Raw genomic sequence first — 19,134 nt, forward strand, 5'->3', positions numbered from 1 at the left:
CACACTGCCAGCCATCAGCCCGCCAAGCTGGCGTTAAGGGTCCGCCAACTCCGGCCTGGCCTCATGGAGTCGCGCCTCGTCCCGCAGCCGCGGGACAGCGGAGGAAGGACATTCATGAGAACCAGGCAGGACGGGCCATCGTCGACCGGGTCCGGTGAATCCCACGGCCGCGCCGGGCTGACACTCGGTGTGCTCGGCCCGACCGTCGTGCGGTACGACGGCCGGGCCGTCGCCGTCGGTGGCCCGGCACCCCGTACCGTGCTGTGCCGACTGGTCATCGCCGACGGCCGGTTCGTGACGATCGACGCCTTGGTCGACTGCCTGTGGCCCCACGTCCCGCCGCCCAGTGCCCGGGTCACCACCCAGGGATACCTGTCGGTGCTGCGCCGGGCGCTTGAGCCCGACCGGACGCCACGGCAGCCCGGCCGGGTGCTCGTTCGGGACGGCACCGGGTACGCGTTGCGGCTGGGTTCGCGCACGCTCGACGCCGACCGGTTCAGCACGGCGGCGGCTCACGGACGGGAGCTGCTGGCCGCGGGCCAAGCCCCGTCCGCGCTGGCCCGCTTCGACGCGGCGCTCGCACTCTGGCGGGGACAGGCGTACGCCGACTGCGCAAGCCACGAGTTCGTGGTCGCGGAGTCGCATCGGCTCCAGGAACTGCGGACCGCTGCGATGGAACGTCGCCTGGCCGCTCTGGTCGAGTTGGGCGCCCACGACACGGCCGTCGCGCAGCTCCGGGCGTTCCTCACCGACAATCCGCTGCGCGAGCGGGGTTGGGCGCTGTTGGCACAGTCGTTGTACCAGACGGGTCGTCAGGGGGACGCTCTGGCGGTGCTGCGCGAGGCGCGGAACCGCCTGGTGGACGACGTCGGCGTCGAGCCTGGGCCGGAGCTCGCCGAGCTGCACCGGGGCATCCTGACCCAGACCCTCCCCTCGACGCTGGCAGCCAGGGTCAACGGTCGAGGTGCCGCAGGTGCGCGGCGGACGCTTCCTCGGGTAGGTGGACGCCGGTGAGCTCACCGCAGTGTGTGAGCAGCTCCTCCAGCAGTGCCGGGTCGAGGCTGGAGCGGGACGGCCGCCAGTCACGTTCACTGAAATAGTGCCCACTGACCAGGACGTCGAGGTCGGTGCCGGCGGCGAGGCGCACCTGGGCCCGCGCCGCGTCGTCGGGGCTCGTCGGCGCGGCGTCGCCGCCCATCCTGGTGCGCACCCAGCCGGGGTCGACGGCGTTGCTCAGGGTTCCCGGCCAGCGACGGGCGACGGCGAAGGCGAGCATCAGGTCCAGCAGCTTCGAGCTGGAGTACGCCTCGATCCCGTTCCACGGCCGGGCGTCGTACCGCGGGTCGGTGAGGTCGACCACGCCGTCCGCGGCCATCGCCGACGACACGAACACGAGACGCTCCGGCTGCGGGAGCAACGCCGTCAGCAGGTACGGCGCGAGAACGTTGACCTGGAAGGTCGACTCCAGCCCGTCCCCGGTCAGCTCCCGCTCGGGGGCGTCCAGCCGGGCGATCCCGGCGTTGTGCACGATACTGTCGAAACGTCCGAACGCGGCCAGCGACCCGGCGAGCGCAGCGGTCTCCTCGATCGAGCCCAGATCGCCGACCGCGATCCCGGCCGCCGCCGGAAGCGCCGCCTTGGCGACCGCCGCCCGCTCCTCGTTGCGGGCGTGCAGGACCACCTGATGCCCGCCGGCGATCAGTTGGGCCGCGGTTCGCAGGCCGATGCCGTCCACCGAGCCGGTGACAAGAACAGTGCGCATGTCGTTCCTTCCGTCGTTGTGCCCTTCACCCTGGCGCGACGGTTGGGAATCGATTGGAGCCTCGTTGGCGACCGGCCCGGCCCGCAGCGGCAGCAGCGACTTGAGGATCTCGACCCCGATCCCGTGGTAGCGATCCGTCGTGTCGCGACGGACCAGATTCGGCGTCCGCTCGAACCGGGTCGGCGGAAGTGTCGTCGGCCAGACCTGCACCGCGCCGAGGCGCAGCAGACGAGCGTTGGCCTGGAAGTCGTCGGCGTGCTCGGGCACCATCACCTACCGCAAGACGTACGGGCCGGGCGAGTTGACGATCTTCTGCAACACCTCCAACGGTGGCACGACGCGAAACCGCGCGGGTCACCGGCACCGCGAACTACCGCGTCGCGGCGGAGGGCTACATCGACTGGCAGGGGTACCCGTACTACATCAGCAGCGGGCGTCAGGGCTGCTGACTTCCGGGTCCCCCGCGTGACGACGGCGGCCTCCGATGTGGAGGAATGCCCGCCCCGAGCGGGAAGCCCTGGCCAGCGCGTTCCGCTGGCCAGGGCTCTGGACCCAGGCGCGCGTAGGGCCAGCTGGACCTCCGCCACCCTGGGTGTCCCATGCGACTCCGAAGAAGGCTGCTCGCAGCCGCGTCCACCCTGCTCGTCGGCCTGGGCAGCAGCGTCCCCCTCGCCGCGCCCGCGCACGCCGAACCCGCGTACCCGAGGGTCTGTGGACCTGCCACGGCGGAGCCAACCACCAGTGGAACCTGCGCAACTGACCGTGCCCCGGCCGGTACGCGATTCCCGCGTACCGGCCGGGGTCGCCGAGGCGTCTCGGCACCGCTCCGCATGGCTGGAGTTACGCGGTACCCACCTTGGTCAGCAGTTCGGGCCCGTGGGCCGCCAGCCGGCGGTGTGCCAGCCGCCCGAAACCCCAGGCGATCAGCAGGCCGAGGGTGACGGCCAGGGGAACGGCCGACCAGCGCAGCAGCTCGATGTCGCGGACGGTGCCGACGGCGAGCAGGGCCAGCACCGGCGATGCCAGCACCGCGAGTGCCAGCAGCGCGATCCAGACGATGCCGGCGATTCCACCGCCGTCCGCCGCCGGATTGTTGCCCCGGCGGTGCGGGTCGTTCATCCGCGTCGGCAGGTAGACCGAGATGAGGATGAACAGCCCGGCGCCGGCGCCCAGTGCGATCGGAAGCAGTCCCACCGCCCATGGCACCATGTCCGCCCTGCCGTGCCAGAGCAGCCCCGCCAGGGTCAGCACGACCGCCACCGGCCCCACGACAAGCAGCCAGGTCAGCTGCCGGCCGCGCACATCGGCCCGGGCCCCGTCCGGCACCATCAGCGTCTGCCAGAGGCCGGTGCCGTCCGAGCTGTGCAGGTGCGCGCTGCAACCGACCGCCATGATCACGAGGAACACACCGGTCATCGGCAGGAAGTCGGTCACGTTGATCAACAAGGGTAGGAGAGTGTAGGTCAGCGCGTAGACCAGGGCGAAGACCAGGAAATGAATCCGCACCAGGTCACGACTCCAGGTGCGCCGCTCCTTGCCGGCCACAGCCGCCAGCCGGCTCGACGGACGCCACGACGACCGGGAGCTGGTACCGCGGATCACGGTCGGCGCCGCGGGCCGCCGCAGCAGCAGGCCCCACAGGGCCAGCGCGACCGCGATGACGGCGGCAAGGCCGGCCAGCGATGCCAGCACGAGCGGCCAGTCACCGCGACCGGCGGCCTCGACGGCGACGACCGGCCAACCCGACGGCGAGACCCGCAGCCCGTGCGCGATCGACGGCGGCAGCGCCCTGTCCGGGCCGCCGGTGACTGCGGCGATGATGACCCAACCCTGCGCGGCGAGACAGACCAGCACCCCCCACGGAATCGCCATCAGCGCCGCGCTGAGCCGGCCGTCGAGCACCTTCCCGACGGCGGCGACGATCACGTTGGACAGGGACACGAGCAGCAGGACCGAGAGGCCGACCGCGACGACCGCCACCGCGACGCCGGCAACGTCGTGCCGGGCGCCGTACCCGACCAGGGAACCCGCGGCGATCAGGGTGACCGCCGGTCCGACGCCGACCAGCGCGGACCCGAGCAGGCCGACCGCCCGCTGGCGGTTGGTCAGCGGCACGTGGTGGAGGTGCTCGCGCCGCAGGCCCGGGTCGGCACCGCCCATCATCGGACCGACGAGCCAACCGAGCAGCCACGACGCGAACGTCAGCACCAGCGCGTCGCCGGCGCGCGGACCGGCCGCCGCGGTCAGCCAGATCGTCGTGCCGGCGGCGGCGAGACCGGCCACCGCACCCGAGATCGTCGTCGCCGCCTTGGCGCCGGTGAACGAATTGCCCAGGATCTGAAGCTTCATCCGCATCAGGACGCCAACCACGACAGTTCCTCCTCTCCGACGGTACGGGCCCCCACCAGTTCGAGGAACGCGTCGTCGAGGCTGCGGCCGGCGCGGACCACGTCGATCGGGCCCGCGGCGACCACCCGGCCCCGGTTCATCACGGCGACCGTGTCGCAGAGCTGCTCCACCAGCGCCATCATGTGACTGGAGAGCACGACCGAGCCGCCGGCCGCGACGAAGCGCCGCAGGATCGAGCGGATCGTCTGCGCCGACACCGGGTCGACCGCCTCGAACGGCTCGTCCAGGACCAGCAGGCGCGGCGCCGCGAGCAGCGCGGTCGCCAGGCCGATCTTCTTCCGCATGCCGGCCGAGTAACCGACGATCAGCGTACGGTCCGCGTGGTCGAGGTCGAGGACCGTGAGCAGCTCGTCGACCCGTTCCTCGACGGTCCTTGTCGACAGCCCGTGCAGCCGGCCCAGGTACGTCAGCATCTCCCGGCCGGTCAGCCGCTCGGTCATCGCGAGGCTGTCGGGGAGAACACCGACGAGCCGCTTGGCGGCGATCGGCTCGCGCCACACGTCGGCACCGAAGATCTCGGCGGTGCCGGCGTCGGGACGCAGGAGGCCGACGGCCATGGAGAGCATGGTCGTCTTGCCGGCGCCGTTCGGACCGACGAGGCCGAAGAACGAGCCGGCCGGGACGGTGAGGTCGGTGGCGTCGACCGCTGTCGTATCGCCGAATCGTCTGGTGAGCCCGGTGAGCCGCAGCGCCGGAGCCGCGGTCGCCTGTGCCGTTGTCGTCATGCCGTCGACGTTAGGAACCGGAACGGTCGGTGAGAATGCGTCCAGGGACCCGTCCGGGGTGGGGCTGGCTACCCCCCGGCCCGGCGCGTGGACGCAGTGTGTCGGCGGCGGCGGGTCGGTCAGACTGGTCGTCATGACCGGCGACTGGGTGGTACGAGGGTTCGTGGCAACGCTGCATGCCCTGGCCCGGGGCGGATGCGCGGTCCTGTCTGTGCTGCTGCTGGCGGCCCACGTCGCGCTCATGGTGCCCGGGTTCGGCCTCGGGCTGGTCTTCCTCCTCCCGTGGCCGTTCGTGGTGATGCGTCGGGCGACGAATGCCGTGCGGCGCCTCTCCGGTGGCGTGCCCCTCCCCTACCTCCCGCGACCGCCCGCACCCGCACCCGAGCCGGACGGGCGCTACCAGTACAACCGCCGGCTCTACCGGTCGCCGTTCTGGCCGAGGCAGCAGCGCTACCTGGAGTGGACCCTCGGAGACCAGGCCACCTGGCGCGACATCGGCTGGATGGTCGCCAACCCGGTCGTCGGCGGCCTCCTCGGGTTCGCGCCCGCGGCACTCGTCCTGGGCGGTCTCGCGGCGGTGATGACCGCGGCCGTCGGTTTCCTCCCCTGGTGGGCCCTCGTGCCGGGCCTGGCCGCGGCAACGGCCGGGCTCGCGACCGCGCCGGCGCTGGTGCGGGCCCACGACGCCTGGGCGCGCCGCATCCTCGGCCCGCCACAAACCCGGATCGGCTCGCTCAAGGCATGGCTCGGGATCCGCCTGCTCGCCCTGCTCCGGATGCTCGCCCTCGCCGGCCTGGCGGTCGTCAGCGCCCTGCTGGCCGTCGCGTCCCTGGCCGCGCTTACGGCGTCCTGCCTCGGCTTCGTCGTGGCGCTGCCACCCGTCGTGCGGTGGACCCGCGCGGTCGCCACGGTGCGCCGCCGCCTCGCCGACCGCTGGTCGGGCGTACGGGTGGACCAGCCCTACCGGCCCGAGCCCGCGCTGCCGCCGCTGCGGCCCGACGGCCTCTACGAGGTGGGCGGCCACCTCTACCGGTCGCGGACCTGGACCCGTTACCACCAGCAGCTCAGCTGGCTCCGGCGGGACCCGGCGACCTGGCGGGACATGTCGTGGACCGCCGCCGACCCGATCGTCGGCGGCGCCCTCGTCCTCGGTTCGGTCGGCGCGCTGGCCTACGGCTTCCTCGGCCTCGTCATCGCGGGGCTCCTGCACATCGTGCATGCCCCCGAGCCGCCCGGCCTGCGGGTCTTCGCCGACCGTCCCTGGCTCGCCGTGGTGACCGGCGTCGCCCTCGCCGTCGCGGGCGTCCTCGCCGCACCGGCCGCGCTCCGGGCACACGGTCGGTGGACCGCGGTGCTGCTCGCGCCGACCGCAGAGGCCCGGCTCAACCTGCGAGTGCAGCAGCTGACCGAGAGTCGTGCGGACGCCACGCAGGCGCAGGCCGCCGAGCTGCGCCGCATCGAACGCGACCTGCACGACGGGGCGCAGGCCCGGCTGGTGGCGCTCGGCCTCGCGCTCGGGACGATCGAGCAGTTGGTCGAGCAGGACCCGGCCGGTGCCCGGCGAATGCTCGTCGAGGCCCGGCAGACGTCCGCCAAGGCCCTCACCGAACTGCGCGACCTGGTCCGTGGCATCCACCCGCCGGTGCTCGCCGAACGAGGGCTCGTCGACGCCGTACGGGCGCTGGCCCTCGACGCCCCGCTGCCCACCACCGTGACCGCCGACCTGCCTGGCAGGCCGCCCGAACCGGTAGAGGCGGCCGTGTACTTCGCCGTCAACGAGGCGCTGGCCAATGCCGGCAAGCACGCCGGTGCCGCACGGGTCGCGGTGACCATCGATTACGACGGCTCAGCCCTGCGGGTCACCGTCGGCGACGACGGGTGCGGTGGCGCCGACCCGACGCTCGGCAGCGGGCTGCGGGGCGTGCGGCACCGGCTCGCGGCGTTCGACGGTACTGTCCGGGTGAGCAGCCCGACGGGCGGCCCGACCCTGGTAGTACTGGAGGTACCGTGCGCGTTGTCCTCGCCGAGGACCTCTATCTCCTGAGGGAAGGGCTCAAGCAGCTGCTGACCGCGCACGGATTCGAGGTCGTCGCGGCGGTCGAGACCGGACCCGAGCTGCTCCGTGCGCTACTCGACCTGCGGCCCGACGTGGCCGTGGTCGACGTGCGGCTGCCACCCACGCAGACCGACGAGGGACTTCAGGCCGCGCTCGCGGCACGCAAGCAGATTCCCGGTCTGCCCGTGCTCGTGCTGTCACAACACGTCGAGCGCCTCTACGCCCGGGAACTCCTTGCCGACGGCACCGGCGGCATCGGCTACCTCCTCAAGGACCGGGTGTTCAACGCCGACCAGTTCGTCGACGCGATCCGACGCGTCGCCGCCGGCGGCACCGCGATGGACCCCGACGTCATCGCCAAGCTGCTCGCGCAGGACGAGAGGCGGGCCGAGAGCACGGTCGCCCGCCTGACCGTCCGCGAGCGGGAGGTGTTGGAGCTGATGGCGGAAGGCCGCTCCAACGCGGCCATCGGACAGCGGCTCTTCCTCAGCGAGAGCGCGGTCGGCAAGCACACCGCGAGCATCTTCGGCAAGCTCGGCCTCGCCCCCTCCGACGACGACAACCGGCGAGTCCTCGCCGTGCTCGCGTTTCTGGACCGGGGGCCATGACCGTGCCGGTGCAGGCGGTGTCCGCCTGTCGAGCCCGGCGCACCATGCTTGCGGCCTAGGCTGGATGAATCGGGTCGGTGGTCGGTGCTGGCCCCGCACGGGGAGACCGAGATGACCGAGAGCGGCCGCCGGCCGGGTCCGGCCGGGGGCCACGGCGACGACCAGTGGCTGACGGATGTGGCCCGCGAGGCGAGCGCCGATGCCGGTGGCGTACCGGTGGAACTGCTCGGCGACTATCTCCGGCTGCTCAGGGACGCGGCGGTGACCGGCCGCCGGCCACGCCGTAGCGAACTCGACGCGGTGGAGGCGCTCGGCCGGCGGGCCGCCGAGCAGGGCGTGTCGGCCGGCCGGGCGGTCCGCCTCTACCTGTCCGCGGCGCGGCGGCTCTGGCGGCAACTGCCGCACCTGGCCCGTTCCACCGACAGTGAAACGGTCCGTGCCGCGGCGGACGCCGTCCTGCACGTGGTCGACAGCGCCGTCGCCACTCTCGCCGAGGGCTATACGGCGGCCCGCCGGGAACTGGTCCGCCGCGAGGAGTCGCTGCGCCGCGAACTTGTCGATGATCTGCTGCGGGGCGACTCCGACCTCGGCGGGTTGGTGGAGCGGGCCGAGCCGTTCGGGCTGGACCTCGCCCGCGTGCACCAGGTTGCGCTCGCCGCACCGGGTCGGCGGCTGCCGGACACCGGGGCGGCGATCAGCACGCTGGAGCGGGTCATCTTCGACCGGTTGGGTGACCGGGACGTGCTGGTGGCCACGAAGGAGGGGCTGCTCGTCGTGGTCGCCCCGGCGGATGCGGTGACGCCCGACCGGAGCCGCGGCGGCGGCGAGTCGAGGGGGGATCTGGGCCGACTGATGCACGGCGAGTTGGACCGCCTGGTGCGGGGCCGGCCGTGGCAGGTGGCGGTGGGCCGCCCGCACCCGGGTCTCTACGGCATCGCCCGCTCCTACGAGGAGGCCCGCGAGGCCCTGGCCACGGCGCGGCGCCTGCACGCCGAGACGTCGGTGATCGACGCCCACGACCTGCTCATCTACCGCGTCCTGTTGCGGGACCAGCCGGCAATGGTGGACCTCGTGCAGGCGGTGCTGACACCGTTGGGCCAGGCCCGGGGCGGCGCCGGGCCGCTGCTGGACACGTTGACCGAGTACTTCGCGTGCGGCGAGGTCGCCACCGAGGCGGCCCGCCGCCTGCACGTGTCCGTCCGCACCGTCACCTACCGGCTGGACCGGATCCGGGCGTTGAGCGGCTACGACCCCTCCGATCCTCGGGACAGGTTCACCCTGCACGCCGCCGTGCTCGGCGCGCGAGCGCTGGACTGGCCGCGCCGGCCGCTGCCGACGTAGGGAGTCAGGCGGGGACGGCGACCAGTTCCGGGAAGCCGAGCAGGTTGGCCAGCGCGGTCGCCTCGGTACGGGTGAGACAGAGGCTGACCATGCCGTCGGGGTCGTCCGGGTCGTCGTGGAAGACGTCTCGACGGTCACCCGCCTGATACTCGATGACGCCGATCCGGCGGCCCTGTTCGGTGGTCAGGGTGTGTCGTACCCCGATGCCTGGCAGGGGTGTGCGTTCGATGGTCACAGGGAGAGCTCCTTCGGGGACGGCTGTCGAGAGCCGGCCGGGAGCAGGTCGGCGCTACGGCAACGCGGTGGACAGTCGAGTGTGGACCACGGCCGTGGGCGGAGCTCGGTCGGCCGACCAGGCGGGAACACAGCCCGGCACGGCGCGGCTCAGCCGCACGACGATGCACACGCCCAGCGCGCGGCCGCCGCGAAGCGCTGTGACGACAACTGCCAGCACCGCCAGCATCGACAGCACGAGCGACCGCTCGATGGCTGCGTGGTGCTGCTGGTTGCGCATGCGCCCACCATAGCGTCCGTCGATCGTCGCCCGGTGGCCCGATGCGAGGCCCTTTCCCGGGTGGCCGAAAGCGGCGTGGAGCAGCGCTGCCGGCTCCGGCCGGGCCCCCCGGGAACGAGGTTGCTCTCCTGCGGCCGGCAATCAGGCGACCCGTTGTTGGCCGGTCACACGCAGTGCCGACGCTCGTTTTTCCGGCGACGCTGGAGATCCCACGCGGAACCGGCCGTCCCTGCCCACCGCACCCGCCCCACCGGGCGGTGCCCAACCCACTCGGAAAGAGGTCGGTATGTCCGGCTATGTCACTTCCCTTCACCCTCCGGTGCGCACAGGGATGCTGGTCGGGCGGTCCCACACCACCGGGCCGGCGGTGGCCGTCGACGTCGCGCCCGTTGCCGTGGACCTGGGCAGCGCCCAACTACGGATCTGGCTGGGGCCAGGCGGGATACTGAGCGTCCCGGTCGGCCACGGCTTGCGGAAACCGGTCATCCGGCGCGGACGGGTCGTCGATGGCCCGGGGTGCGCCGCCGAACTGCGGCGGCTGCTACGCGAGCACCGCACCCCGGTGCCGGTGGGGGCGCTGGTCGTGGCCTGCCGCCCGGTACTGACCCGTCCGGCCGACCAGGAAGCGACCCGCCGCGTGCTCACCGCCGTCCTCGCGCCGTCCCGGCTGCTCTTCGTCGACAGCGTCCGGGCGGGCGCCATCGGCGCCGGCGCAGCCGCCGGCACCCTGCTGCTCGCCGACATCGGCGCACAGCTCACCGAGGTGGCCGTGTTGGAGGACGGCCAGGTCGTCGCCGCCCGGCGCGCCGAGGTCGGCACCCGGGACCTGAACCACGAGGTGACCGCCGCCATGCTCGCCGACACCGTCTCCCGGCTGATCCGCGAACTGCGACAGGAGTCGGCGTTGCGCCCGCTGGTCCGCGCCGCCCTGGCCCGAGGCGTGATCGTCATCGGCGACGGAGCGACTCGACCCGACCTGACCGCCCGGCTGGTCGCCACGCTGGGCGCGACCGTGCACCGCGCCGCCGCACCGCGCATCGCCGCGCTGACCGGCGCAGGTCTGGCCGCCGTGTCGGCGCTGCGCCACCGCGCGTGAACCCGAGCCTCGTCCGGAAAGGAGCACCCCGACCATGACGCACACCCTCGACGACCGCACCAAAACGCTGCGCGAGCTGCTGGAACGGCAGTTCGGGGAGTACACCGACCAGCTCACGGAGTTGACGCTGCACTCCCGGCAACGTGACCACGGCGGCCATGACCCGGACACCCTGCGCCGGCTGGTCGAGGTCGCCCAACAAGGAGTCGCCGACACCGCCCAGGCGCTGAAGCGGATGTCCGAGGGCAGGTACGGCGTCTGCGAGCGCTGCGGCCACGACATCCCGACGGCCCGCCTGGAGATCCTGCCCTCGGCCCGCTTCTGCGTACCGTGTCAGCAACGGCGCTGACGGTGGCGGCTCCCGCCCCGCGGCACCGCCGTGCTCACCAGCGCGGACGGCGCGCACCACAACGCCAGGTCAGCGGTCGCGCCGGCCGCGGAGAGCACGGCGGCGTCGACGTACGACAGCGTGCGGAACACCAGGTCGCGCCGGTCGCGGTAGGGCTTGCAGCGGTGCGGGCGACGAGCAGCCTGGTGGTCAGTTCCGGCCCTCCCGCTTCGGGTCGATCAGCACCTTGACGTGGTCACTCTGCCCCGAATCGAGTTCCTCGAGAATGTCTCTCAGCGATGACAGGCCGAAGGTGCCGCTGTGCAAGGACGCCACGTCGATTCGGCCCGCGGCAATCGCCTGCATGGCGCCAACGAAGTCCTCATGGTTGTAGGCCAGTGACCCGATCACCGTCAGCTCGCGGCTCTGCCAATCGCCGTAGCTGACGCTCGAGTTCTCCAGCGGATAGCCGAGCAACGCGAGCACCCCACCCCGGCGCACCAGCTCCGCCGACGGCTGCAACAGGGCTGGAACACCGGTGCACTCGTAGACCACGTCGGCGCCCAGGCCCCGCGTGAGCCCGTCCAGCACGGTGCGGAGCTCGGCGGGCTCGACGACGTGGGTGAATCCGAGCCTGGCGGCCAGCGCACGACGGGCCGGCGCGGGCTCGGAGATGATCATCGGGCCGGCTCCGGCGTTGCGCGCGTTCTGAGCGGCGAGCAGCCCGATCGGGCCGGCGCCCTGGACCACGGTGATCGCGCCGTACTCCGCCGCCACCCGGCGCACGGCGTGGAAGGTGACAGTGGTCGGCTCCACCAGCGCCGCCTCCGCATCCGAGAGGCCCTCGGGGACCGGTATCACCCGCCGCGCCGAAACCTGCACCCGCGTGGCGAAGGCACCGTGGGACGGCGCGTCGGCGTCGACCCCGTTGGCCTCGGCGAAAACGGTGTCGCAGTTGCGGGCATGCCCGGCAACGCACTGGGGGCAGTGGCCGCACGCCGGCCCCACGCCACCCACCACCCGCTGGCCGACCTGCAGCCCCGCCACGCCATCGCCCACCGCCGAGATCAGGCCGGTCCACTCGTGCCCGAAGACCGCTGGCGGCAGCATGTGCCCGTCGGTGTATCCATGGACATCCGTGCCGCATATCCCCGTGTACGCGATGTCCACCACCACGCGTCCCGGCCCAGGCTCAGTCACGGCGTCCTCGCCCGCGCGAAGCTCCCGTGGACCGGCGACTGCGAGATAGCGGTCGGCAGACATGCGGATCCTCCCTTGACGCCTGCCCACAGTCTTCCACTCGACCTGCTCTGGCAGGCCCCAGCGGGGAGAATGGTCGCTGCGCGGGCCCGGGTTGGGCGACCAGAACACTGCGATTCGGCGCGACTCGCCCGCTTCCGTCGGCCGGGATCCTTCCCACCGTCGGCAGTCAGCCATCCGGGGCCATGGCGCCCTTGTGGGTTCGAGGCCGGGCCTCGAACCCACAAGGGCGCACGTGAGGTCGGGTCAGAACTTCGCGAGCAGGCCCGCGTCCACGGGGATCGCGATCCCGGTGACGTAGCGGGACTCCTCCGACGCCAACCAGAGCACCGCGTTGCTCACGTCCTCCGGCTCCACCCACGCCACCGGCAGCAGGGCCAGGCCGCCGAAGACCCGGGCCACGTCGTCGAGCGTCGGGTTCTCCACGCCGGGGATGTACGCCCTCAGCAGGCGTTCGTTCATCGCCATCTCAGTGTTGACCATCCCCGGGTTGACGGTGTTCACCCGGATGTTGTGCGTCCCCAGCTCGTTCGCGAGCGTGCCCATGAGGCCCTGGAGCCCGTGCTTCGACGCGGTGTAATGGGCCTGGTTCGGCGCGCCGATGAGCCCGGCCGTGGAGCTGATGATGACGACCGATCCGCCACGACCGCGCTCGATCATCCCGGGCACGACGGCCTTGACGGCGTGCCAGGCGCCGACGAGGTTGACCGCCAGGATGTCCTGCCATTGCTTGTCGGTCAATTCCAGGGCTGGGTTCTGGTTCGCGATGCCGGCGTTCGAGACCAGGATGTCGATCCCGCCGAGTTTCTCGGTCGCCTCGGCGACCACGGCCTCAAGTGCACCCTGGTCACGTACGTCGGCTGCCCGTGCGATGATCCGCCGGCCCGCAGCCTCGACCAGGGCGACGGTCTCGGCAAGATCTTCCGGCGTGCCCTGGCGGTAGTCGAGATCCGGCTCGTTCCGGGCCAGATCGACCGCGACGATGTCCGCGCCCTCCTGAGCCAGCCGCACCGCGTGCGCCCGACCCATGCCGCGCGCCGCCCCGGTGACGAACGCTACCTTCCCCTCAACACGCCCCATGCTGAATCGTCCTCTTCCTCATATGGGGGCGAGGCCCGAACTCGCCCGCCGCTGCTGTGTTCGCACCCGGTACAACATTGTTGAAGCTTCAACCATTCCTCCCCGGACCGCGCCCAGCGATGGCGGCTACGTCCCTGTTCCGCACCCGGTCGACGCCGGACCGGCGCTGCGGCAAACCGGCTGCGGAGTTGATGGTGGATTCGCCGACGACCAGGTCGTTGACCTGGCTGAGGTAGCCGACGTCGTCGTGGCCGCCTGGACGGGCGAAGGTCGGCTCGGGCGCCCGGCCACGCCGACCCGGGCGAGACAGCCCACCGGGCCGCATTTCCAACCATAGAACCGACGGGCCTCGGCCGTCCGCTCGTGCCGCAGGTTTGGCTGCTCGTCCGACCGCATCAAGATGCGGGATCAGGTGCTCGCTGGAGTTTCCTGCTCCATGCCGCGCGACCGCTCGGTGAGCACGGCGTCGTTCCTGGTGTCGGGCTCGTCGGTCGGGGTGACGATCGTGGTCACCGCGGCGCCGCGGTCGAGCAGGGCCTTGCGGTTCACCACGGCCACCACGACCGCCGTCGCGACGAACAGCCACATGTCCCACGGTTGGGCATCGGGCCATACCGGGTTGTTCATCTGCGCGTGGAACAGGAACGCCACCAGCAGGCTTCCCCGCCCGGCGTTGAACATCGGCGTGAGGATGACACTGATCGCCACCACGCCGAAGAAGAACGGCCAGAACGCCCACGCGGACTGCTTCGTCCCACTCAACAGGAACGACGGCGTGTGCCAGAACGCCACCAGCAGGCCGAGCAGAAGTCCAGCCCACAGCGGCGAGAACCGCCGCTGCAGCAGCGGCAGCGCCACGCCCCGCCAGCCGAGCTCCTCGATGGGGCCGATGAACAGCATCGCCAACAAGGCCGGCAGCACGGCCGACCACGAGGAGATGGGGAACGGATCGGCCAGCTTGCCCGTGATGGCCGCTGCGCCGTAGAACACCGCCGGCATGCCAATCAGCAGCACCAGCCACCACGACAGCGACATCCGCCACAAGCTGAAGCGACGGAAGAAGCCACCCAGGCCAGACAGCCCGTAGTGGCGCCACACCGTGAACACGCCCACGATCCCGGGTGCGTAGACCATGAAGATGAACACCGGGTTGGTGTAGCCCATCGGCCCGAAGATCGCCTCGACCTTCGCCTGGAACAGCACGTACAGCATGCCCATACCCCAGGACAGAGCGAACGTGGCGAGGAAGAATCCGCGGAGCGAACGGACCGTCGGACCGGCTGTCCTCGGCACTGCTGTGTTGCGCCTGCGCACGTTCATGCCACTCTTCCCGAGGTCGTCGCTCTGCGCCTGAAGCCAGCCAACATCGGCCGGGTGAGCCATCTCGATCAATCGGACGCGGTCGGCCTGCCTGCCGCCCGCATCCAGCGTTCCAGCGGGCCGGACCGCGGGCATCGGGACCTACCCCTGGCCGGCCCCTGACTTGTCCCTGACCTGGTGTTCTTCGTCGGTCGGCGGGGTGGGGCGCTGGTGCGCGGCGGTCATCACACCGTCGGGGTCCAGCCGGTCGAGGATCGCGCCAGTGATGCTGGCCAGCTGCGCAACCTGCTCCGGCGTGAGCGCCTCGAACACGTGATGCCGGACGTTGTCGACATGCCCGGGCGCGGATTCCACCAGTTTCTGCCAGCCCGCCTCGGTCAACCGGGCGTTGGTGGCACGCTTGTCCTGTGGGCAGGGGAGCCGCTCCACCAGGCCGCGGTCTTCCAGCCGCCGGACCACGTGGGACAGCCGCGGCAAGGTGGCGTTCGTGCGCGCGGCGAGGGCGGTCATCCGCAGCGTGCGCTCGGACGCCTCCGACAGCATCGCGAGGACCATGTACTCGAAGTGGGTCAGTCCGGCGTCACGGCGCAGCTGCGAGTCCAAGGCGCCGGGAAGCAGCTCCACCATCGCGGCCAGCCGCACCCACGTCGCCAGCTGCTCGCTGGTCAACCACTGCCTGCTCATCCTCACACCCTACCCAGTTGGTTGACGGAACAAGTAAATCTGCTACGGTGTTACTTGAAGCTTCAACCTTCCACTCCGAAAGGAATTCCTCATGGCACACGTCTCCATCATCGGCACCGGCAACATGGGCCAGGCCATCTCCAGCGTCGCCACCAAGGGCGGCAACACCGTCGAACTGCTCGGCAAGGCCGACGCCGACAAGCCGGCCACCGGCGACATCGTCGTCCTCGCGGTCCCCTACCCGGCCGTCGACCAAGTGCTCGCCCAGCGTGGTGACCAGCTCAAGGGCAAGATCGTGGTCGACATCACCAACCCGCTGAACTTCGAGACCTTCGACTCCCTCACCGTCCCCGCCGACGGCTCCGCCGCCGCCGAGATCGCCGCCAAGCTGCCGGGATCCCGGGTGCTCAAGGCGTTCAACACCACCTTCGCCGGCACGCTGGCCGCCGGCACCGTCGGCCCGTTGACCACAACCGTCCTGGTCGCCGGCGACGACGCCGACGCCAAGGCCACCCTCATCGGCGTGATCAGCGCGGCCGGTCTGCAGGCCATCGACGCCGGCGCGCTCAAGCGGGCCCGGGAGATGGAGTCCCTCGGCTTCCTGCAGATCAGCCTGGCCGCGAGCGAGAAGGTCTCCTGGACCGGCGGCTTCGGCGTCGTGGCCTGACCCGCCCCGGCGGTCAGCTGGCCGCGTCGGTTCACGAGCGCCGGCATCCAGGACGGGGCCAGCGCCCGCGACGCCATCACCCGTCACGTCCCGAAGCCGGCCTCACCGTGTCCTGGGTCCGCGCCACTGCACCCGAGCCTGTGCGCGCCGGCCCGTCACCGGCGCCACACCTCTCCGAGGAGAACCCATGACCAACCGCGCCGCCGCCGGTGCCACCGCGGCAGCCGACGCGCTTGTCCCCGCCCAGCACCCGTTCACCAGGCACCTGCGGCGGGCCGCCACCCTCGAGAACGCGCAACGGCACCGGCCGTGGACGCCGGCCGACGGGCCGCTGCCCGCGCTCTACCTCAGCCACGGCGCCCCGATGCTGTTCGAGATGTCCGACTGGATGACTCAGCTGCACACCTGGGCCCGGGCCCTGCCCAAACCGCGGGCGATCCTGATCGTCTCCGCACACTGGGAGTCCGCGCCGCTGAGCATCACCAGCACCCAGCCGGCTGAGCTGGTCTATGATTTCGGCGGCTTCCACCCGATGTACTACCAGATGCGCTACGACACCCCACCCGCCGTGGACCTCGCCCAGCAGGTCGTCGCGCTGATGCCGGACACCGAGCAGGTCCACGAGCACCGCAATCGCGGCCTGGACCACGGCGCCTGGGTGCCGCTGAAGATCATGTACCCCAAGGCGGACATCCCGGTGTTGCAGCTGAGCATGCCCACCCATGACCCGGACCGGCTGATGGCACTGGGCCGGCGGCTCCGGGCGCTGCGGGAGTCCGGAGTGCTGGTGATCGGGTCGGGGTACATGACTCACGGGCTGCCGTTCCTCGACTGGCAGAACCTCGACAAGGTGCCCGGCTGGTCGTCCGACTTCGACCACTGGGCCGCCGAGGCGCTGGCCCGCGGCGACGTTGACGAGCTCGCCAGGTTCCACTCCAACGCCCCGGGTATGCCCTACGCCCACCCCACCGTCGAGCATTTCACCCCGCTGTTCGTCACACTCGGCGCTGCCACCGACCCCACCACAGCACCGACCACCACCATCGACGGCTACGCTCTCGGCCTGGCGAAGCGGTCGCTCGAGGCCGCCTGACCGGCCATCGACCGCACCCACCTGATCTGCAGCTCAGGGCGTCACGTTGAGCGAGCCCTTCGGGATCCCTGCCGCGGCGGGCAAGGGCGTCGACGGCAGTTGCCGGCGCGCGTCGGGCGGCGACGCATCACGGGGAGCCGAGTGCGGCGGCACCAGTCGGTGGCGTCACCGCCGTGCCGCTGCGCTGGGCGCTCGCTGCTCGGAGCCCAGGTGCGGCGGTGTCACCGCGGGACGGGCGCTGCGCTTCTCGTGTAGCGAGAGAAGGACGACCGAGGTCAGCACCAGGACGAGACCGATCCACTGGCTGGGGCCGAGCCGGCCGTTGAGCAGGGTGATGCCGACGACCGTGGCGGACAGCGGAAAGGCGAGCTCGGCCAGGGTCGCGCGGGTGGCGAGGGTGCAGTGCAGGGCGTGGTAGTAGAGCAGCAGCGCGAGGAGGCCCGGTACGGCCGCGAGCACCACCAGCCGGGGCAGCAGCGCCGGCGGTACGGCGACCGGCGTCCTCGTCGCCACGGCGAAGCCGGCGAGCGTGACGAGGCCGACAACGAAACGCAATGTGGTGATGTGCAGGTAGGACAGTTCCTGGCTGACCATCCGGCCCAGCACGGTCCCGGCGGCCCAGAGCAGGGCCGCGCCGAGCGCGAGCGCCGCCGCGCCCGCGCTGTGGACGGTCACACCGAACGGATCGGGGAAGGCCAGCAGCCAGGCCCCGACCAGAGCCGGCACCGCGAACAGGGGAAACCGCCGGGTCACCCGCTCGCCGAGCAGGGCGGCGGCCAGGATGAGAGCGATCAGCGGCTGCAACTTCTGCAGTACCTGTGGAGTGATCGGATCGCCCAGCCGGAAGGCCGCGGTGAACAGTGTGGTGGCCAGCGCCGATGATCCTGCGCCGATGACCAGCACCCCCAGCTTGGCGCGCGGGCTGCACCGGCTTAGGGCGCGCAGCGCGGGGATCAACCAGGGCGAGACCAGGAGTACGAGGACAACGTGCTCCACGAGGACGACACTCAACGCCGGCAGTTGACGGGCGAGGGGTTCTCGCAGCAGGCCGGAGAAGCCCCAGAGGCTGGCTGCGACGGCGACGAGCCAGGTCCGGTCGGCCCTGCGGCCGATAGTTGCGTGGAACATCGCTGGTCTCTTTTCACAACGGGTGACCGCGCCCAGGCTTTCGATCTCCGACGAGGACCGACGATCGGCACGCGGGCGTCGGTCAGATGTCGGTGATCCGGATCCCGGCGTGCGCCTTGTACCGCCGGTTCACGCTGATGAGGTTGGCGGTGAGCGCCTCGACCTGATGCGCGTTGCGGAGCCGTCCCCCGTACACGCCTCGCACGCCGGGGATACAACTCGCGAGTTCCTGCACCAGGTCGCTCGCCTGCCGCACGTCGGCCAGCACCAGGACGTCGGTGTCGACCGAGGCGGTTTCGGGGTCGTCGAGTTTGACCGCGCTGACGTTGTGGAACGCCCCGACCACGGTGCTGTCCGGCAGCAGCGCCTGTGCCTGCTGGGCGGCCGATCCCTCCTCGACCGTGAGCGCGTAGGCGCCCTGCTTGTCGAAGCCGAGCGGGTTGACGCAGTCGACCACCAGTTTGCCGGCCAGCTTGGTCGCCAGCCCTTTCAGCAGGTCGGCATGCCCCTGCCACGGCACGGCGATCACGACGATGTCGCCGGCGACGGCCGCGTCCGTGTTGTCCGTGCCTGACACCATGCCGCCGGTGGCTCTGGCCAGCTCGGTGGCGGTGTCGGCGGCTCGCTCCGGGTCGCGGCTGCCGATGACGACCGTCAACCCGGCGGCGGCGAATCGTCGGGCCAGGCCGCGGCCTTGCGGGCCGGTACCGCCCAGGACGGCGATGGTCTTGCCGGCGAGCGACTCGGGTGGGAGATCTGTCATGAGGTCGGGCTCCTGTTCCGGTGGAGGGACGGGCTGGTCGGTCAGGCCTGCCCGTCACTTGCGCTTGCGGATCTCCTCGGCGGCCTGTGGGACGATCTTGAACAGGTCGCCGACCACGCCGTAGTCGGCGAGTTCGAAGATGGGTGCTTCGGCGTCCTTGTTGACCGCGACGATGGTCTTCGAGGTTTGCATGCCGGCCCGGTGTTGGATCGCGCCGGAGATACCCAACGCGACATACAGCTGCGGGGAGACGGTCTTGCCGGTCTGGCCGACCTGGAACTGGTGCGGGTAGTAGCCGGA

20 protein-coding genes are annotated in these 19,134 nt (G+C 71.6%); 8 read left to right on the top strand and 12 right to left on the bottom strand.

Annotated features, from left to right (window positions below):
* Nucleotides 1–114 precede the first annotated feature (114 nt).
* Nucleotides 115–1,014 carry an AfsR/SARP family transcriptional regulator gene (locus tag AB0H57_RS17290; RefSeq protein WP_357507445.1) on the top strand — a complete coding sequence of 300 codons (900 nt, stop codon included), beginning with the start codon at nucleotides 115–117 and terminating at the stop codon, nucleotides 1,012–1,014.
* On the opposite strand, the gene AB0H57_RS17295 is transcribed toward AB0H57_RS17290, so the two are convergent.
* The 3 genes from AB0H57_RS17295 to AB0H57_RS17305 all read right to left on the bottom strand — a co-directional run bounded on the left by AB0H57_RS17295 (nucleotide 953) and on the right by AB0H57_RS17305 (nucleotide 4,896).
* Nucleotides 953–2,032, bottom strand: a complete 1,080-nt coding sequence (locus AB0H57_RS17295; RefSeq protein ID WP_357507447.1) for an SDR family NAD(P)-dependent oxidoreductase — start codon at nucleotides 2,030–2,032, stop codon at nucleotides 953–955. The two genes, AB0H57_RS17290 and AB0H57_RS17295, sit on opposite strands and share 62 nt — an antisense overlap.
* 570 nt (nucleotides 2,033–2,602) lie before the next feature.
* The gene (locus AB0H57_RS17300; protein WP_357507449.1) at nucleotides 2,603–4,132 is read right to left on the bottom strand and encodes a hypothetical protein; all 1,530 of its coding nucleotides are present in this window, start codon (nucleotides 4,130–4,132) and stop codon (nucleotides 2,603–2,605) included.
* Nucleotides 4,117–4,896: an ABC transporter ATP-binding protein gene (locus AB0H57_RS17305; protein WP_357507451.1), complete on the bottom strand. Its 780-nt coding sequence runs from the start codon at nucleotides 4,894–4,896 to the stop codon at nucleotides 4,117–4,119. The genes AB0H57_RS17300 and AB0H57_RS17305 overlap by 16 nt, the downstream gene beginning before the upstream one ends.
* Nucleotides 4,897–5,029: 133 nt before the next feature.
* Here AB0H57_RS17305 and AB0H57_RS17310 point away from each other — a divergent pair, with 133 nt between their 5' ends.
* The 3 genes from AB0H57_RS17310 to AB0H57_RS17320 all read left to right on the top strand — a co-directional run bounded on the left by AB0H57_RS17310 (nucleotide 5,030) and on the right by AB0H57_RS17320 (nucleotide 8,901).
* Nucleotides 5,030–6,940: a sensor histidine kinase gene (locus tag AB0H57_RS17310; RefSeq protein WP_357507453.1), complete on the top strand. Its 1,911-nt coding sequence runs from the start codon at nucleotides 5,030–5,032 to the stop codon at nucleotides 6,938–6,940.
* Nucleotides 6,904–7,560, top strand: coding sequence for a response regulator transcription factor (locus AB0H57_RS17315; protein ID WP_357507455.1), 657 nt, complete (start codon nucleotides 6,904–6,906; stop codon nucleotides 7,558–7,560). Before AB0H57_RS17310 ends, AB0H57_RS17315 begins: the two co-directional genes overlap by 37 nt.
* Before the next feature lie 111 nt (nucleotides 7,561–7,671).
* On the top strand, nucleotides 7,672–8,901 hold the full coding sequence (locus AB0H57_RS17320) for a helix-turn-helix domain-containing protein (RefSeq protein ID WP_357507457.1): 1,230 nt from the start codon (nucleotides 7,672–7,674) through the stop codon (nucleotides 8,899–8,901).
* Nucleotides 8,902–8,905: 4 nt separating this feature from the next.
* Here the strand turns inward: AB0H57_RS17320 and AB0H57_RS17325 are convergent, their stop codons facing one another.
* Together AB0H57_RS17325 and AB0H57_RS17330 are read right to left on the bottom strand one after the other, a co-directional pair.
* Nucleotides 8,906–9,136, bottom strand: a complete 231-nt coding sequence (locus tag AB0H57_RS17325; protein WP_357507459.1) for a potassium transporter TrkA — start codon at nucleotides 9,134–9,136, stop codon at nucleotides 8,906–8,908.
* A 54-nt stretch (nucleotides 9,137–9,190) separates the two neighbouring features.
* Complete coding sequence (locus tag AB0H57_RS17330) at nucleotides 9,191–9,415, bottom strand: hypothetical protein (RefSeq protein ID WP_357507461.1); 225 nt, start codon at nucleotides 9,413–9,415, stop codon at nucleotides 9,191–9,193.
* 319 nt (nucleotides 9,416–9,734) lie between these two features.
* On the opposite strand from AB0H57_RS17330, the gene AB0H57_RS17335 reads away from it, so the two are divergent.
* Together AB0H57_RS17335 and AB0H57_RS17340 are read left to right on the top strand one after the other, a co-directional pair.
* Nucleotides 9,735–10,511 (top strand): cell shape-determining protein MreB, encoded by a 777-nt coding sequence (locus AB0H57_RS17335; protein ID WP_357507463.1) that lies wholly within the window; start codon nucleotides 9,735–9,737, stop codon nucleotides 10,509–10,511.
* Between the two features lie 34 nt (nucleotides 10,512–10,545).
* Nucleotides 10,546–10,860, top strand: a complete 315-nt coding sequence (locus tag AB0H57_RS17340; RefSeq protein WP_357507465.1) for a TraR/DksA C4-type zinc finger protein — start codon at nucleotides 10,546–10,548, stop codon at nucleotides 10,858–10,860.
* Between the two features lie 189 nt (nucleotides 10,861–11,049).
* Here the strand turns inward: AB0H57_RS17340 and AB0H57_RS17345 are convergent, their stop codons facing one another.
* From AB0H57_RS17345 to AB0H57_RS17360, 4 genes are all read right to left on the bottom strand, one after another.
* A complete protein-coding gene (locus tag AB0H57_RS17345; protein WP_357507467.1) occupies nucleotides 11,050–12,102 on the bottom strand; it encodes a zinc-binding dehydrogenase in 1,053 nt (350 codons plus the stop codon).
* 243 nt (nucleotides 12,103–12,345) lie between these two features.
* On the bottom strand, nucleotides 12,346–13,179 hold the full coding sequence (locus AB0H57_RS17350; RefSeq protein ID WP_357507469.1) for a mycofactocin-coupled SDR family oxidoreductase: 834 nt from the start codon (nucleotides 13,177–13,179) through the stop codon (nucleotides 12,346–12,348).
* Between the two features lie 408 nt (nucleotides 13,180–13,587).
* The gene (locus AB0H57_RS17355; RefSeq protein WP_357507471.1) at nucleotides 13,588–14,634 is read right to left on the bottom strand and encodes a lysostaphin resistance A-like protein; all 1,047 of its coding nucleotides are present in this window, start codon (nucleotides 14,632–14,634) and stop codon (nucleotides 13,588–13,590) included.
* 6 nt (nucleotides 14,635–14,640) lie between these two features.
* Nucleotides 14,641–15,168 (bottom strand): MarR family transcriptional regulator, encoded by a 528-nt coding sequence (locus AB0H57_RS17360; protein ID WP_357507473.1) that lies wholly within the window; start codon nucleotides 15,166–15,168, stop codon nucleotides 14,641–14,643.
* A 106-nt stretch (nucleotides 15,169–15,274) separates the two neighbouring features.
* On the opposite strand from AB0H57_RS17360, the gene AB0H57_RS17365 reads away from it, so the two are divergent.
* On the top strand, nucleotides 15,275–15,850 hold the full coding sequence (locus tag AB0H57_RS17365; RefSeq protein WP_357507475.1) for an NADPH-dependent F420 reductase: 576 nt from the start codon (nucleotides 15,275–15,277) through the stop codon (nucleotides 15,848–15,850).
* A gap of 187 nt (nucleotides 15,851–16,037) precedes the next feature.
* Nucleotides 16,038–16,943 (top strand): class III extradiol ring-cleavage dioxygenase, encoded by a 906-nt coding sequence (locus tag AB0H57_RS17370; RefSeq protein WP_357507477.1) that lies wholly within the window; start codon nucleotides 16,038–16,040, stop codon nucleotides 16,941–16,943.
* A gap of 165 nt (nucleotides 16,944–17,108) precedes the next feature.
* Here the strand turns inward: AB0H57_RS17370 and AB0H57_RS17375 are convergent, their stop codons facing one another.
* The 3 genes from AB0H57_RS17375 to AB0H57_RS17385 all read right to left on the bottom strand — a co-directional run.
* Nucleotides 17,109–18,071: an EamA family transporter gene (locus AB0H57_RS17375; protein WP_357507479.1), complete on the bottom strand. Its 963-nt coding sequence runs from the start codon at nucleotides 18,069–18,071 to the stop codon at nucleotides 17,109–17,111.
* Nucleotides 18,072–18,153: 82 nt separating this feature from the next.
* A complete protein-coding gene (gene npdG, locus AB0H57_RS17380; protein ID WP_357507481.1) occupies nucleotides 18,154–18,834 on the bottom strand; it encodes an NADPH-dependent F420 reductase in 681 nt (226 codons plus the stop codon).
* A 54-nt stretch (nucleotides 18,835–18,888) separates the two neighbouring features.
* The coding region (locus AB0H57_RS17385; protein WP_357507483.1) for an electron transfer flavoprotein subunit alpha/FixB family protein at nucleotides 18,889–19,134 on the bottom strand (246 nt) is incomplete at its 5' end.

It is taken from the genome of Micromonospora sp. NPDC050686 (assembly GCF_040654475.1).
GTDB lineage: Bacteria > Actinomycetota > Actinomycetes > Mycobacteriales > Micromonosporaceae > Micromonospora.